General features: G+C 41.1%; 12 protein-coding genes. 6 read left to right on the top strand and 6 right to left on the bottom strand.

From position 1 onward, the window contains the following. Window positions 1-50 precede the first annotated feature (50 nt). From mtnA to ACPZ3T_RS00210, 4 genes are all read left to right on the top strand, one after another. Window positions 51-1,097, top strand: a complete 1,047-nt coding sequence (gene mtnA, locus ACPZ3T_RS00195; protein ID WP_490272987.1) for an S-methyl-5-thioribose-1-phosphate isomerase — start codon at window positions 51-53, stop codon at window positions 1,095-1,097. 48 nt (window positions 1,098-1,145) lie between these two features. Continuing rightward, window positions 1,146-1,304: a hypothetical protein gene (locus ACPZ3T_RS00200; RefSeq protein WP_490272988.1), complete on the top strand. Its 159-nt coding sequence runs from the start codon at window positions 1,146-1,148 to the stop codon at window positions 1,302-1,304. A gap of 316 nt (window positions 1,305-1,620) precedes the next feature. Further along, window positions 1,621-5,850 carry a CheR family methyltransferase gene (locus ACPZ3T_RS00205; protein WP_490272989.1) on the top strand — a complete coding sequence of 1,410 codons (4,230 nt, stop codon included), beginning with the start codon at window positions 1,621-1,623 and terminating at the stop codon, window positions 5,848-5,850. A gap of 334 nt (window positions 5,851-6,184) precedes the next feature. Further along, window positions 6,185-6,553, top strand: coding sequence for a con-10 family general stress protein (locus tag ACPZ3T_RS00210; RefSeq protein WP_490272990.1), 369 nt, complete (start codon window positions 6,185-6,187; stop codon window positions 6,551-6,553). A 487-nt stretch (window positions 6,554-7,040) separates the two neighbouring features. On the opposite strand, the gene ACPZ3T_RS00215 is transcribed toward ACPZ3T_RS00210, so the two are convergent. The 3 genes from ACPZ3T_RS00215 to ACPZ3T_RS00225 form a co-directional block, all read right to left on the bottom strand. Further along, entirely contained in the window at window positions 7,041-7,367 is a 327-nt protein-coding gene (locus ACPZ3T_RS00215) for a hypothetical protein (RefSeq protein WP_490272991.1), read from the bottom strand. A gap of 218 nt (window positions 7,368-7,585) precedes the next feature. Next, complete coding sequence (locus ACPZ3T_RS00220) at window positions 7,586-8,941, bottom strand: TIGR03985 family CRISPR-associated protein (RefSeq protein WP_490277416.1); 1,356 nt, start codon at window positions 8,939-8,941, stop codon at window positions 7,586-7,588. After that, complete coding sequence (locus tag ACPZ3T_RS00225; RefSeq protein ID WP_490272992.1) at window positions 8,907-9,062, bottom strand: hypothetical protein; 156 nt, start codon at window positions 9,060-9,062, stop codon at window positions 8,907-8,909. The genes ACPZ3T_RS00220 and ACPZ3T_RS00225 overlap by 35 nt, the downstream gene beginning before the upstream one ends. A 394-nt stretch (window positions 9,063-9,456) precedes the next feature. Between ACPZ3T_RS00225 and ACPZ3T_RS00230 the strand changes: the two genes are divergently transcribed. Next, window positions 9,457-11,358 carry an alpha/beta hydrolase gene (locus ACPZ3T_RS00230; protein WP_490272993.1) on the top strand — a complete coding sequence of 634 codons (1,902 nt, stop codon included), beginning with the start codon at window positions 9,457-9,459 and terminating at the stop codon, window positions 11,356-11,358. Window positions 11,359-11,623: 265 nt separating this feature from the next. On the opposite strand, the gene ACPZ3T_RS00235 is transcribed toward ACPZ3T_RS00230, so the two are convergent. Next, window positions 11,624-12,166, bottom strand: a complete 543-nt coding sequence (locus ACPZ3T_RS00235) for a PEP-CTERM sorting domain-containing protein (RefSeq protein ID WP_490272994.1) — start codon at window positions 12,164-12,166, stop codon at window positions 11,624-11,626. 484 nt (window positions 12,167-12,650) lie between these two features. On the opposite strand from ACPZ3T_RS00235, the gene ACPZ3T_RS00240 reads away from it, so the two are divergent. Continuing rightward, window positions 12,651-14,249 (top strand): alkaline phosphatase D family protein, encoded by a 1,599-nt coding sequence (locus ACPZ3T_RS00240; RefSeq protein WP_490272995.1) that lies wholly within the window; start codon window positions 12,651-12,653, stop codon window positions 14,247-14,249. Between the two features lie 115 nt (window positions 14,250-14,364). Here the strand turns inward: ACPZ3T_RS00240 and ACPZ3T_RS00245 are convergent, their stop codons facing one another. Beyond that, window positions 14,365-14,751 carry a type II toxin-antitoxin system VapC family toxin gene (locus ACPZ3T_RS00245; RefSeq protein ID WP_490272996.1) on the bottom strand — a complete coding sequence of 129 codons (387 nt, stop codon included), beginning with the start codon at window positions 14,749-14,751 and terminating at the stop codon, window positions 14,365-14,367. Beyond that, on the bottom strand, window positions 14,748-14,981 hold the full coding sequence (locus tag ACPZ3T_RS00250) for a type II toxin-antitoxin system Phd/YefM family antitoxin (protein WP_490277417.1): 234 nt from the start codon (window positions 14,979-14,981) through the stop codon (window positions 14,748-14,750). The genes ACPZ3T_RS00245 and ACPZ3T_RS00250 overlap by 4 nt, the downstream gene beginning before the upstream one ends. Window positions 14,982-15,173: the final 192 nt, after the last annotated feature.

Consider the following 15,173-nt stretch of genomic DNA (forward strand, 5'->3'; position numbering starts at 1 on the left):
CCCCATTCCCAATTCCCTATGCCCCATTCCCAATTCCCCATTCCCCACCTATGATTTACCCTGTTATTTGGCAAAATGATTCTGTACTACTAATTGATCAAACCCGTTTACCTAACGAGTATGCAGTAGTAGAGATTCACCGTAGCGAAGATATGGCACGGGCAATTAAAACAATGATTGTGCGGGGTGCGCCGGCTATTGGTGTAGCAGCAGCCTACGGGATGTATTTAGGGGCGCGGGAAATTACAACTAGCGATCGCAACGAATTTCTAGCACAATTAGAACAAGTCGCTGATTTATTAGGTGCTACTCGTCCTACAGCCGTCAATTTATTTTGGGCAATTACTCGGATGATGAAAGTTGCCTACGCTACTGCGGGAGAAGTAGCAGAAATACAAGCAGTTTTATTGCAAACAGCCCAAGCAATTAATCTCGAAGACTTGCAAACTTGTCAGGCGATCGGTGATCATGGATTGCAAGTATTACCCAAAACTCCAGAAAAACTCACCATTCTCACACACTGTAATACTGGGGCTTTAGCTACAGCCGGTTACGGTACAGCCTTGGGGGTTGTTCGTTCCGCTTGGCGTGAGGGACGTTTAGCACGGTTATTCGCTGATGAAACCCGTCCCCGTCTCCAAGGTGCAAAACTCACCGCCTGGGAAGCTGTGCAAGACGGTATCCCCGTAACTGTAATTACTGATAGCATGGCAGCCCATTGTATGCAGCAAAATTTAATTCATGCTGTCATTGTCGGTGCAGATCGTATCGCCGCCAATGGTGACACTGCTAATAAAATCGGTACTTATAGTTTAGCCATTGTCGCTAAAGCCCATAATATTCCTTTCTTTGTCGCAGCACCTGTTTCTACTATTGATTTTGCATTATCTAATGGTAGTCAAATTCCCATTGAACAACGTCACCCAGAAGAAATTTATCAAATTGGTGATACTATCCTCACACCATCCGGCGCAGAATTTTATAACCCAGCTTTTGATATGACTCCAGCCGATTTAATTACAGCCATCATCACAGAAAATGGCGCATTTCCTCCTCATGAGTTGGAGAAAAGCCAAGTAACAATTCGTAATTCGTAATACCCTACGGATACTCTGCGAGAACGCCTGTAGCGAACGCGTATAACAATGTCAGGCATTGCATTGGCAATGTCAGGTGTTGCATTAGCAATGTCAAGTGTTGCATTGGCAATGTCAGGTGTTGCATTGGCAATGTCAAGCGTTGCATTGGCAATGTCAAGCGTTGCATTGGCAATGTTAATGAAACAACTTGTGTATAAACCATAGCTTTTTGCAGGGGAGTAGAGACGTTGCATGCAACGTCTCTACTCGGTAGGGGCGGGTTAATCAAATATCATGAACAATTAACGATGATGCCGGTGAACCTGCCCCTACAAATGTCTAATTATAATTTTGAAGTGCGATCGCTCTCAATTTAAAATTAAAATTCCCGTAATATATTACAAATTAAGTTCCTTCTCTCGATAGATTTATTTATGATTTATGTATGCAGTCTACATGAAGTACATAAGTTTAGCTAAAGTAGGACAAGACAAAGCTTGAAGATCAATAAAACTTCGGAAATCCCAGTCAGGGAAGAATCATGAACCCGCGGCCATCTACCAAAAAATCTCAATCCAACTCATCCGACGAACCGCCAGAACAACAACAAGAATTATTTCCCATTGTAGGTATAGGAGCTTCTGCGGGAGGATTAGAAGCATTTACAGAATTACTCACCCATTTGCCCACTGATACAGGCATGGGATTTGTATTTATTCAACACTTAAGTCCCCATCAAACTAGTTTATTACCAGAAATTCTGTCTCGCACAACCTCAATGCCTGTATTGCAAGTAAAAGATGGCATGGTTGTCGAACCAAATCATGTTTATGTGATTCCCCCCAATGCCATGATGACGATTTCCCAGGGGATACTCAAACTCACTCCGCGTCAAAAAATTCGCGGACAAGTGATGAGCGTTGATAAATTCTTGATATCCTTAGCAGAGGATCGGGGTAGCAATGCTATTGGCGTGGTACTGTCGGGTGGGGATGCCGATGGCTCAAGAGGACTAGACATGATTAAAGGGGCTGGTGGTATTACTTTTGCTCAATGTGAGTCATCGGCAAAAGTTAGTAGTATGCCTAATACAGCTGTGGCTTCTGGTCATGTAGACTTTATCTTGACACCCCAACAAATTGCCGCAGAATTAGCCAATATTAGCTCTCATCCCTACATTAATCATCGAACGTCAGTCAAAGCAGTGGATATCATACCTGAAAGCGGAGATGCCCTGACAAATATTTTTAGTTTGCTACGAACAGCTACCGGGGTTGACTTTACTCACTACAAACAAACAACCTTAAAGCGGCGCATCCTGCGACGGATGGTTTTGTATAGACTAGAAAATTTACAAGACTATGTGCGTTACCTGCAAGATCATCCGGCAGAAGTCACCGCTTTATACCAAGATGTTCTCATCACTGTCACTAGCTTTTTCCGTGATCCTGAAGCTTTTGAAGCTTTGAAAACCAAAGTATTTCCAGTCATCACCAAAGATAGAAAACCCGATACACCCATTCGCATTTGGGTAGCGGGATGTTCTACTGGTGAAGAAGCCTACTCCATAGCCATTTGTTTGCTAGAGTTTTTAAGTAATCAAGTCATTACTACATCCATCCAGATTTTTGCTACTGATATTAATGATGTAGCCATTGAAAAAGCGAGAACTGGCATTTACAAAGCCTCTCAATTAGCAGATGTTTCACCAGAAAGACTACAGCGTTTCTTTATCCCGGTAGAAGGTGGTTATCAAATTAGTAAGCCTGTGCGGGAGTTGTGTGTTTTTGCTAGACAAAACCTAATTAGTGATCCGCCATTTTCTCGACTGGATTTAATCACTTGCCGCAACGTGCTAATTTATTTGGGCAGTGCAGTACAGAAAAAGTTACTGCCCATATTCCACTACAGTTTACAGTCAAATGGCTTTTTGATGTTAGGCACTTCCGAAACCGTCGGTGAATTTACAGACCTGTTTACTTTGGTAGACAAAAAGTATAAAATTTATTATCGTAAGCTAGCTCCGGCTCGACTAGGAATTGATTTAGTTAGCAGTAACTACCCTCTACAAATCGCTACATCCCAACCACCATTGAACAAAGATGCCTTAGATGATTTAGAAATGCAGAAAGAGGCTGACAGGATTGTGTTGAATCAATACGCTCCAGTTGGTGTAGTGATTAACGATGATCTAGAAATTTTGCAATTTCGCGGACAAACTAGCCTTTATCTGCAACCGCCTCCAGGTAGACCGAGTTTTAATTTGCTACGAATGGCCAAAGAAGAATTACGGATAGAATTACGCACCGCCATTCATCAAGCCAAAAAACAAGGAGTAGCTATTACCAAAGAAGGCATACAAGTTACAGAAAATGAGCAGGTAAGGCAAGTAAAGATTAATATAGTCCCATTTCAGCCTGCTAACAGCACAGAACGCTACTTTTTAGTGATGTTTGCAGATATGCCTAGCTCAACTACAATGCTGTTAGATGCAGGTGGTAGCAATGTTAGCTCTCGGCGACGCAAAAAAAACAATAATGAAGAAGAAATTAACCAACTCAAACAAGAATTAGCCAGCACTAAAGAATATCTGCAATCAATTATTGAGGAGCAACAAGCCACAAATCAAGACCTGAGAGCAGCTAACGAAGAAATCCTCTCCAGTAACGAAGAACTACAAAGTACCAACGAAGAACTAGAAACAGCCAAGGAAGAAATTCAAGCCACTAACGAAGAACTCAACACCATCAACGACGAACTACAACGGCGTAATATTGAAGCGACTCAAATCACTAACGATTTGCAAAATTTCCTCAGTAGTATCAATATTCCTATTTTAATGTTAGGGGGTGATTTGCGGATTCGCCGCTTTACTCCCGCAGCCGAAGCCATTTTTAATTTAATTTCCAGCGATATTGGCAGACCAATCAGTGATATTAACCATAATCTGAATATACCTGACTTAGAAGCACAAATTTTAGAAGTAATTCGCAATTTAAATTTTAAAACCCAAGAAGTGCAAGACCACGAAAGGCATTGGTATGATTTGCGAATTAGACCCTATCGCACAATTGATAATAAAATTGATGGTGCTGTGGTGGTGTTAGTAGAAATTGATGCCCTCAAACGCAGTGCTGAGAAACTCACAGCCTCTAGAGATTACGCCCAAGCAATTGTGGATACCATGCGGGGTTCTTTAGTAGTCCTGGATAAAGAGTTACGAGTGATGAAAGCCAATCAAGTTTTCTATGATACATTCCAGGTGACACCAGAAGACACAGAACAACGCCTGATTTACGAAATTGAAAATGGGCAATGGAATATTCCGTTATTGCGATCGCTCCTAGAAGATATTCTCCCCCATCAAAGCCAGTTTCAAGGCCTGGAAGTTGAGCATCACTTTGAGCAAATTGGTTACAAAGTCATGTGTCTCAATGCTCGCAAAATGGTCATAGAAGACGACAGGGAAATGATTCTCTTAGTCATTGAAGACATCACCCAGCAAAAACAATTAGAAGCAGAACGCACCCAACTATTAGCCCAAGAACAATCAGCCCGCAATGCCGCAGAAGCCGCCAACCGCGCCAAAGATGAATTTTTATCTGTTCTTTCTCACGAACTACGTAACCCCCTCAATGCTTTATTAGGTTGGGCGCAGTTGCTACAAAGACCCCAAATTGATGCAGAAACGGTGACTCAGGGATTACAAGCCATTGAACGCAGCGCACAAACTCAAGCTCGTCTTATTACCGATTTGCTAGACATCTCCCGCATTAGTTCCGGTAGACTCAGGCTAGACGCTGAACCAATTCAACTGATACCCATCATTGAAGCTGCAATTGATGTTGTCCGCATCTCAGCCCAAGGTAAAAACATTGAAATTATCCCCACACTAGATCCTACACCCAGAAATATAGTAGGAGATCCAACCCGCTTACAGCAGGTGATGTGGAATTTACTTTCTAATGCCATTAAATTCACCCCCCCAGGCGGCAGAATTGACATCACCTTAAATTACACAGATATTGAAGCGGAAATTCAAGTAAGTGATACAGGTAAAGGTATCAGTGCTGACTTTCTCCCCTACGTGTTTGAAAGATTCCGCCAAGCTGATGGCAGCAGAACCCGTTCAAATCCTGGTTTGGGGCTAGGTCTTGCTATTGTCCGTCATTTAGTCGAACTCCACGGCGGTACAATTGAAGTTACCAGCCCAGGTGAAGGGCAAGGCACAACTTTTACAGTCAAGCTACCCCTGCAAATTACCCAGCCAAACACATCTATTCCAGCAGCACAATTAGAAACATTACAACCTACCGCTTCTCCAGATAATTTAGAAGATTTACCATTACAGCCGGCTACTAATGACATTCCATCCCTAGAAGGTGTGCGGGTACTAATGGTAGATGACGAACCCGATATCCGCCTATTATTTAGAATGGTGCTAGAAAATCACGGCGCACAAGTAACAGAAGCAACATCAGCAAGAGACGCACTATCACAACTTAAAACTAACCCTGGTAGTTACGACGTATTGTTATCTGACATAGGACTACCACAGGAAGACGGTTATGCACTAATTCGTCAAGTCAGAAAATTAAAAGACAAACAAACCAAACAAATTCCCGCCGCCGCCCTCACCGCCTATGCTGGACACGCCGAATACCAAAAAGCAGTAGCCGAAGGATTTCAAATGCACCTTGCTAAACCAGTTGAACCCCCCCAGTTGTTATTTGCAGTCGCCACTCTAGCAGGAAGGATAAGTAATTCGTAATTCGTAATTCGTAATTCGTAATTGGGCATGGGGCATGGGGCATTGGGCATTGGGGTAAAATCCCCTTGTCTCCCTTGTCTCCCTTGTCTCCCTTGTCTCCCTTGTCTCCCTTGTCTCCCTTGTCTCCCTTGTCTCCCTTGTCTCCCTTGTCTCCCTTGCCCCCTGCCCCCTATACCCCCTTCATATATCTAAAGTACAGGTTTACCCGGATATGATTCTCACCAATGGCTAATGAATAAAAGCAATTTGCTTGGTTACATTCAAAGCGTAACCAGTAAAAATTTTCACTGGGGCAAAAAGATCAAAACTCCCAAAATCTACAAGGAGTCTAATTATGTCAGACACAAGCAAGCGTGGTTTCGCTTCTATGGATGAAGACAAACAGCGCGAAATTGCTAGTAAGGGTGGACACGCTGCCCACGAGAAGGGAACGGCTCACGAATTTACTCCTGAAGAAGCCCGCGAAGCTGGACGCAAGGGCGGCGAAACTGTCAGTCAAGATAGGGAACATATGGCTGAAATCGGTCGAGAGGGTGGTAAACACTCTCATGGCGGTGGACGCAAGAAACAAGAAACTCAAGACACTGAAGAAACGGAAGAAATTGAGGATAGTGGAGAAGAAAAGACAACTCGTGGTGGTACACGGGAGCAACACGCCGAAGCAGGAAGACAAAGCCAAAAGAAAAGCAAGAAGAACAAATAAACTAAACCTTATACCGTCTCTTGATGTAGCTTGCCTGGCGTAGCCATAGATGCACTTTATTCTGTACTGTAGAGACGTTGCATGCAACGTCTCTACATTATTTATTTGGCGTAACTTCATAGAGAATTGGTATTAAATTGTAGTGGCGTGTCAAGGCTAAAATAGTGCATTAGATGTAGGTTGGGTTGAGGAACGAAACCCAACATAAATATTGACAACTTAGCATAGATGCTGGTGTTGGGTTTCCTCGCGTCAGCCCAACCTACAGTTTTTCTGCAACATTTTAGAACGAAACCCAACATAAATATCTAAAACTTAGCATAGATGCTGGTGTTGGGTTTCCTCTCGTCAACCCAACCTACAATTTTTCTGCAACATTTTAGGCTTGTCAGTCCACTACTTAATATTTAATTCAACAGGATGTATTTTACTTTGTAGAAGGACTAAAGTCCTGACTACGAACTTTGAATTATTCAAGTCAAGCTAGTTATTTCTTGGCAATATCTTCAAAATCTGTGACTGCACAAGCAAACTCTCGAAATGCTGTTTTAATTAAATCTTCCTTCATGTTTCGCTCTAGGGCAGAGTCACGAATTAAATCGGCTAATTCAACAAATAACAAAGAAATCATAAATCGATCTTGGCGATCAATTTGCTTCAAACAAGAGAGAATAAATTCATACAATTCTGTTTTTCTGGGTTTAGTTTCTTCTTCCCAAATTTGCAACCCAAGGCGGAAGGTTTTCAAGCGTATCTCACTAGTATTGTAAGGCGTATCTTTATAGCGAATTGATACGCGTTGGGGCATTTCCATAGGTTAGGCATATAGATTCACTGTAAGATAATTATTCAGCTTAATGATGATTGATCCGGATCAATATTTAAGTGAGGTAAAGATAATATTTTGAAACGCAGAGGCACGCGGAGTAAAGCGCAGCGAAAAGTTCTGGAGGAGGGTTTCCCTCCGTAGGAAACTTTTCAAGAGAGAGGTACGCAGAGTTTTGTTCCTCAGCAGACTTATGAATTAATTTTCTAGGAATTATAAATTTGAAATTCTCTCGCCACATCTTTAGCAATACTTTGGCGCATATCCCAAGGCAGGAAAACTTCTACTTTCGGTCGCCATGCTCGTAGGCGCATAATAACATTATGATCGCCATGTCGATACTGCACACGATAATAAGCATCTTCGGGGGAACGATTAGCAATAATTTGTAATAATGTCTGCTGTTGTTCTAGATTAGCTGAATATTTTTTGATGAGATTTTGAGCTTGGGAATAGGCGATCGCTTTAAATGTATCATGGCGAAAGGTACGGCGAATATAGTGATCGTGATAATCTCGGTCGAAGCGTAACAGCATTAATTTTGCTGGTAAATAGAAATCAAATCCCCAAGCTAAAGACATTTGCATTTCAATTTCTTCTGGGGTGGGTAAGTTGCGCTGATGGTAGCGTTTTAATAGGTTTTTGGGGATGTCTCGGTATGTCCATTCAATGGGGGTAATATCTTCAATTCTATCCAGGCGGAAGTTATACCACTCCGTCTTGAAATCAGGACTTTCCCCAAAAGCGCACAGATAAACGGCACGCTGAACATAATAAATACAGACTGGATAAACTGTACAGAGAAAAGTATTTTTCAACCTCTCACTGTTGTAGGTGATTTGAATGGGCGGTACTGGTGTTTTCCCCCACAGCCTTTGTAATTCATGTTGCCAATTTTCTACCTCGTCTGTAGCTGTCACCACAAAATCTAGTTTGAAGAAAAACCGCCGCACACCAGAGATTTCTTGAGAAAGATTTTGCGCGATCGCTACTAAATCCTCTTGATTGATAAAATTTAACTCATGGGCGTAGAGTTTAGTAGTCATGGGGCGCGCAGGGAAATATTTTACCCGGTAATATTTCTGTTGGTATTTCTCCAACCAACCCAACTCTGCCAAGATATCTAAATCAGCTTGGAGACTGCGACGCGTCACCCCAAACAATCTTTGTTGTAAGAATTTATCTAAATCTGGGATGGGCGTATGTGCTTGTACGGATGCTAGCCATTGCGATCGCTCCAGTCCCGTTTTACTATCAAATAACCATTCCGCCGTAGTTTTAGCACAGGGACAGCTAGGGTGATGCAATGGGGGAATCGCTTCTCCTTTCGGGTGGCTCAGAGTAAAAAAAGTATCTCGCCACTGAGCAAAACTAAAACCATCATCTAATAGTATACGGTCTTGCGGATCACCGTACAGAGAGCGCAACCACACCCACAAACGCACAGCACGCGGTAAATTTTGTTTCAGCGAACCCCGCGCCAACCATTGTAATAATTCAACTTGTGGTACATCAGCAAAAATTTGTTCAGACACTGTTTTGGGGAATTGGGAATTGGGCATGGGGCATGGGGCATTGGGAATTGGGCATGGGGCATTGGGCATGGGGCATGGGGCATGGGGCATTGGGCATTGGGCAATTTAATTTTGGATTTTGGATTTTCAATTTTGGATTGGATTTCAATCTAAAATCTAAAATCTAAAATTCTTCCCCTTGTCCCCCTTGTCTCCCTTGTCTCCCTTGTCCCCCTTGTCTCCCTGCCCCCCTGCCCCCCTGCCCCCCTGCCTCCTACTGCTCTCTAGCATACGACACTCTGGAAGATGCTACTTCCAGCAGGGTGTATGATGTATCAATCACAGGAAACAACTTTGACAACTTGAATCAGCATCCGATTTTGCTTCCGGTATTCGTGGTCACTGGGGGATTGAAAATCGATTACATTGGGTTAAGGATGTTGTTTTTAATGAAGACTCTTGCCATAATGGTTGATGGCTATGCTGCTGCTAATTTCTGCCTGCCCCCCCTACCCCATCACCTACACTGGAACTCTGTTAAATCCACACCAGGTAAGTAGCCAATGAAATACGATCGCGGGATGCTCAGAAGATTAATCGAATCTCTCACCGAACAAGAACTTGCAGAAGCACTTGACGATTTTCCGGCTTTACGGAGTCAGTTTGCCTATGGACAAAAACAATATTTAAAAAATAATATCATTCTTAATTATTTTAAAAGACACCAAGAAGAATTACCGCTATTATTAGAAGCCATTAAAAACTGTAATCTCACCGCCTATCAAAATTACGTTGCTGAGTTCACAGTTATTAACCCAAATCTAGAACCAGCACCGCCAACTTGTGATATTTTAGTCCTGGCGGCTAATCCCATTAGTACAGAACTACTGCAATTAGAGGCAGAAGCTCAACGTATTCAAGAGCGATCGCTAGACGCAGAACAAGGAAGAAATTATATAATTAAAATCGCCAGAGCCGTTCAGGTGACGGAAATATCAAAATATTTATTGCAATATCAACCGCGTATTCTCCACTTTAGCGGTCATGGTAGCCCCACTGGTGAGATCATTTTTCAGAACCCGCAAGGCAACCCCGAGCTAGTATCCCCAGAAGCACTAGCAGAATTATTAAAGGTGCTTCCAGGCAGAATAGAATGTGTGGTGCTTGATGCTTGTTTTTCTTTAGAAAAAGCCGATGCACTAGCAGATATAGTTAGCTGTGTTGTGGGGATGAATAAAGAAATAGGAGATCAATCTGCCCTCACATTTACCGCAGGTTTCTATCGAGGTTTAGGATTAGGTGAAGGATATTACCAAGCTTTTCAAAGGGGTTGTAATGAAATTAAATTATTAAACTTACCAGATAGTACAATACCCCATTTCATCACTCGTGATACATCAATTTTTGAGCGAGAAGTAGTGACAACTAGAGTTACTCGTCGTGGTGGTGTTTCTTTTCCGCCTCCACAGCCTGCTGAAACTACTCTATATCCCCTGTGGTTTGGGACTAACCGCCAACCCAACAACCCCCAGGATGTATCTCAAGGATTTTCAGGATTACGCGATCGCAAAGTTCACTATGGTACTTGTGAAGTAGCAGTACCAAAATCCCATAAAATCGGCTCAATAGGTTCTTCCCTATTATATAGATTATTAAACTCAACGGATGACAGGCTCAAACTACAAGAAGATAGTCTCAAATTACTGCAAGAACAAACTTTTCTAGAGCAAATCAAACAGACTTTACAAGCAAATCCCTTAGATAACCGTTGTGCTTTAGTCTACATTCACGGCTTTAACGTCACCTTTGAAGATGCAGCCTTGCGCGCTGCTCAAATTGGGTTTGATTTGCAAGTTCCCGGAATTATGGCTTTCTATAGTTGGCCGTCTAGAGGTAGACTAGCCAACTACATCGGCGATGCAGCCACAATGGAAGCCAGCGAAATATATATTGCTGAGTTCCTCCTCAACTTGGCTCAAAACAGTGGCGCAGAAAAAATCCATATCATTGCTCATAGTATGGGAAATCGTGGCTTAATTCGAGCCATGCAGCGCATTTTAACTCAAGTGCAAGCCGACAGTAACATCCGATTTGGACAAATATTTTTGGCTGCTCCTGATGTTGATCCTGATCTATTTCAACAATTAGCCGTAGCTTATCAAAACTTAGCTGAAAGGACAACTTTGTACATTTCTGCTAAAGATAAAGCCTTGGCAACATCAGGAATTATTCATGATTATCCTCGTGCTGGTTTTTCTCCACCGATTACAGTTGTTGATGGCATAGATACAGTAGAAGTTTCTGATATTGATTTAACATTTATCGGTCATGGCTATTTTGCTGAAGCCCTTCCTGTACTACAAGATATGCACTCATTACTCCGCAAAAATCAACCCCCGGAAGTTAGATTTTCATACAAACCCAAGCAAGAAAATGGTCGTAATTATTGGGTGGTAGGTAAGTAGTGAATGCAGTACAAGTGTAGGCTATTGACTTTGATGATATTTACCTATTTTTTATTCATACAGTTTTGGTGTGAACTAAGAGGGTGTTTGAAAAGTCGAAAAGTATACTAGAAACCCCTCTCCAAACCTCTCCCCGAAAGGTCGATAGGCTTTGAAACCCCCATTCCCTTGTAGGGAAGGGGAGGCTCAAGGGGTTAGGTTTTTAAGATTTTGGTGTTAGGAATGATACTTTTCAAACATCCTCTTAGCCTTGTCGCGCCACTACTTAAAATTTTTTCGTTGCTTTGGCTTTTTTCTTAATAATTAAACTCAATCCACAAACAACAATTGCACCTGCGAGAGTTGTAGGCTCAGGTACTTTTGTATAAGTGACTTTACCAAAACTAATTTCAGTATTTTGAAAAGTACCATCTAAAACTGTGAAATCTTCACCGACAATTTCGTAATAAAATTGCTCAGGATTAACTTGATCAAAAAAGAAATAATTTAATGCTACAGATGGCTGACCACTTGAGGATGAGATTAACGATACCACCGGAAAATCAGGATAGGCGGTATCATCTTGTTCTGTGTAAATATTTGAATCGCCATCAAATTGAAAAGATAATGACTTAACTATTGCTTCTGGAAAACTTCCACTGCTAAAAGTTTCGTCATCAAAACTAAAAAATCCTTTGCCTGTTTTTGTAGGACTTTCAACAGTGAAGGCATAATTGACAATAGCAGCAGATGCGGTTTTGACATCTACAGTAGCAAAACCTATGACTAAGCTAGCAGCAGTTAAAGCTAAATTTTTTACTAATTTCATCTCACTCACCATCAAGTTAAATTTTTGCCAAAATTGCCAAAATCCAAAAGGGAAGTTAAAAAGATAGTTAGAATTTCCTCAAGTGATTTAAGTAGAACAGAGTAAATAATTAAATGTTTGTAGTGAGAACTTTAGTTCTCAAATCAGGACTAAAGTCCTTACTACGAACTCAATTTTAGTCTTGTTACATTACTTAACATAGTTCGTTTTTTTCAACTCGTTCTACTTAGAGGTAATTCTGATTCTTTTGATCCTTCTTGCTTTTGTGCAAATGCTGTAATTCAACTTAATTTTTAAGTGATCAGTTTAAGCAAAATTTAATTGCAGGTAAAAACATAGTTATTTACAGAATATTAAATTGTATTAAACATTTTTAACTATTTTTTATTAACCCCTAGATAACTCAATCTTTACTTATGGTGATAGGAATCTATGGTAAACACTGATGCTATAAGACTTTTGCAGGATATTTCTATTATTTAGTATGGAATCTCATCATCCATTAAAGCTAAATCGTCGTCGATTTTTGCTCAATTCAGCAGTAACAGCCGGTGGCATCATTACCACAAATTTTTTATCAAAATCACAAGTTTTTGGCCAAGCACCAGGAATTATTACATCTGATAAAATGCGTCCTGCCATACCCTATGGTGTAGCTAGTGGAGATATTACGAGTAATAATGTGGTGATTTGGAGTAAGAGCGATCGCGCCTCTAGAATGATTGTAGAATATTCCACTAGCCCATCTTTTAGTAATTTGCAGACTGTTTTAGGGCCACAAGCTCTAGAAGCTAGCGACTTTACAGCCAGATTAAATCTGAGAAATCTACCACCCAACCAACAAATCTTTTATCGGGTGAAGTTCCAAGATTTAAATGCAGATACCTATAGTGAACCTGTAAATGGTAGTTTCCGTACACCGGCTATCACTGGCAGAGATATATTATTTGTGTGGGGTGGAGATACTGCTGGTCAAGGTTGGGGTATAAATCCCGACTTTGGGGGTATGAAAATTTACGAAACCATGCGCCAACTACAACCAGACTTTTTTGTTCATTGTGGTGATACAATTTACGCTGATAATCCCATTGTTGCCGAAAGAACTCTTGATGATGGCACAATTTGGAAAAATATTACTACAGAAGAGAAATCAAAAGTTGCTGAAACCCTCAAAGAATTTCGTGGTAACTATCAATACAACTTGCTAGATGAAAACGTTAAGCAGTTTAACGCTGAAGTTCCTATGCTAACGCAGTGGGACGACCATGAAGTTACTAATAACTGGTATCCTGGGGAAATACTCAATGATGCCCGTTATACAGTTAAGGATGTGAACTTGCTAGTACAAAGAGCAAGACAAGCATTCTTAGAATATATGCCCATTGCCTACACAACAAATAATACAGACCAAGCTAGAATTTATCGCAGTTTCAATTATGGCCCATTGTTAGATATTTTCATGTTAGATGAGCGTAGCTATCGAGGGCGAAATACTCCCAATAATCAGCCAGTACCCGGTAAAGATACTGATATGTTGGGTAAAAAACAAATCCAATGGATCAAACGCCAATTGCTAACATCTAAAGCTACATGGAAAGTAATTTCTAGTGATATGCCATTAGGATTAATAGTCAGAGATGGTAGTACAGACTTTGAAGCTTGGGCTAATGCAGATAATGGCGTGCCTTTAGGTAGAGAATTAGAATTAGCTGACTTACTGCGATTTATTAAACAGAGAAATATCAAGAATGTTGTGTGGATAACTGCTGATGTTCATTACGCAGCAGCCCATTACTATAACCCCAACAAAGCACAGTTTCAAGACTTCAAACCTTTCTGGGAATTTGTCGCCGGGCCTCTCAACGCCGGAACATTCGGGCCAAATCAATTAGAAAATACCTTTGGGCCAGAATTAATATTTCAAAGTCTTCCTGCCGGTACAGCAGCAAATAGACCCCCAAGTGAGGGTTTACAATTCTTTGGGGCAGTCAAAATTGATGCTGTTTCCAAACTGATGACTGTGTCACTACGTAACTTAGTAGGGGAAGTAGTTTACAGTGTAGATTTACCACCAGAAGCGTAGTTAAAGCCCAGATGAATTATAGCAGTTGAGATATGTTAAGCGATCGCTCTTGGAGATGAGGGCGATCGCTTAATTTTAAGTTCTTACGTTCAAAATTTTACTCATCATCGAATCCTTACCACAATCGCCTAATTGAATAGACATCCAACGCAACATCAGCACTGATAATGGGAATGTCCTCTGTAATTGCCTGTGCAATTAACAAACGGTCAAATGGATCTCGATGATGAAACGGTAGGGTGGCAACAATTGCAAGATGAGGCATTTGTATGCTTAGTAAATCAATACTATTCTGCTGTATCTGCTGTTCAACAAAAGTTTGAAGTGGTAAATTGAAACTCAACTTGCCAAGGCTGCATTTGATTGCCATTTCCCAAACACTGGCAACGCTTAAACATTTCTCGTTGTACTCCCCTTCAATCAACAATTTTGCAGTACTACTAAGTTGTGGACTATCAATGACAAACCAGATAAATGTATGAGTATCAAGCAGAAATTTCATTCCATATATTCCTTAAAATCCTCAAGCGGTTCGTCAAAGTCCTCAGACATCCAGACTTGCCCTTTAGCACTACCAGCTTTAGCAGGACGACGCTTTTGTACTGATGCAACTAAAGCCAGCTTTACTACAGGTTGATTATCTTTGAGGATGATAATTTCTTCACCCTGCAAAGCAGCCTCAACCAACCGCACTAACTCTTCTGATGCTTCTGCAAGGGGTATTTGCACGATAAACTACCTTTGAAAACTATATCCTTATTCTATGTCTTAACACGATATTACTTAAATTTGCGAGATATAAAACACGATAAAAAAGCCACAGCAAATGTTTATACACAAACTGCGGCGATAATATGTATTGATGTTGATATCAGTGTGAGTTTTTGTCAGTTCGTCTGTATCTCAATTGGCTATTTTTCTAGA

The sequence above is a fragment of the Aliinostoc maniaoense genome (genome assembly GCF_058172895.1).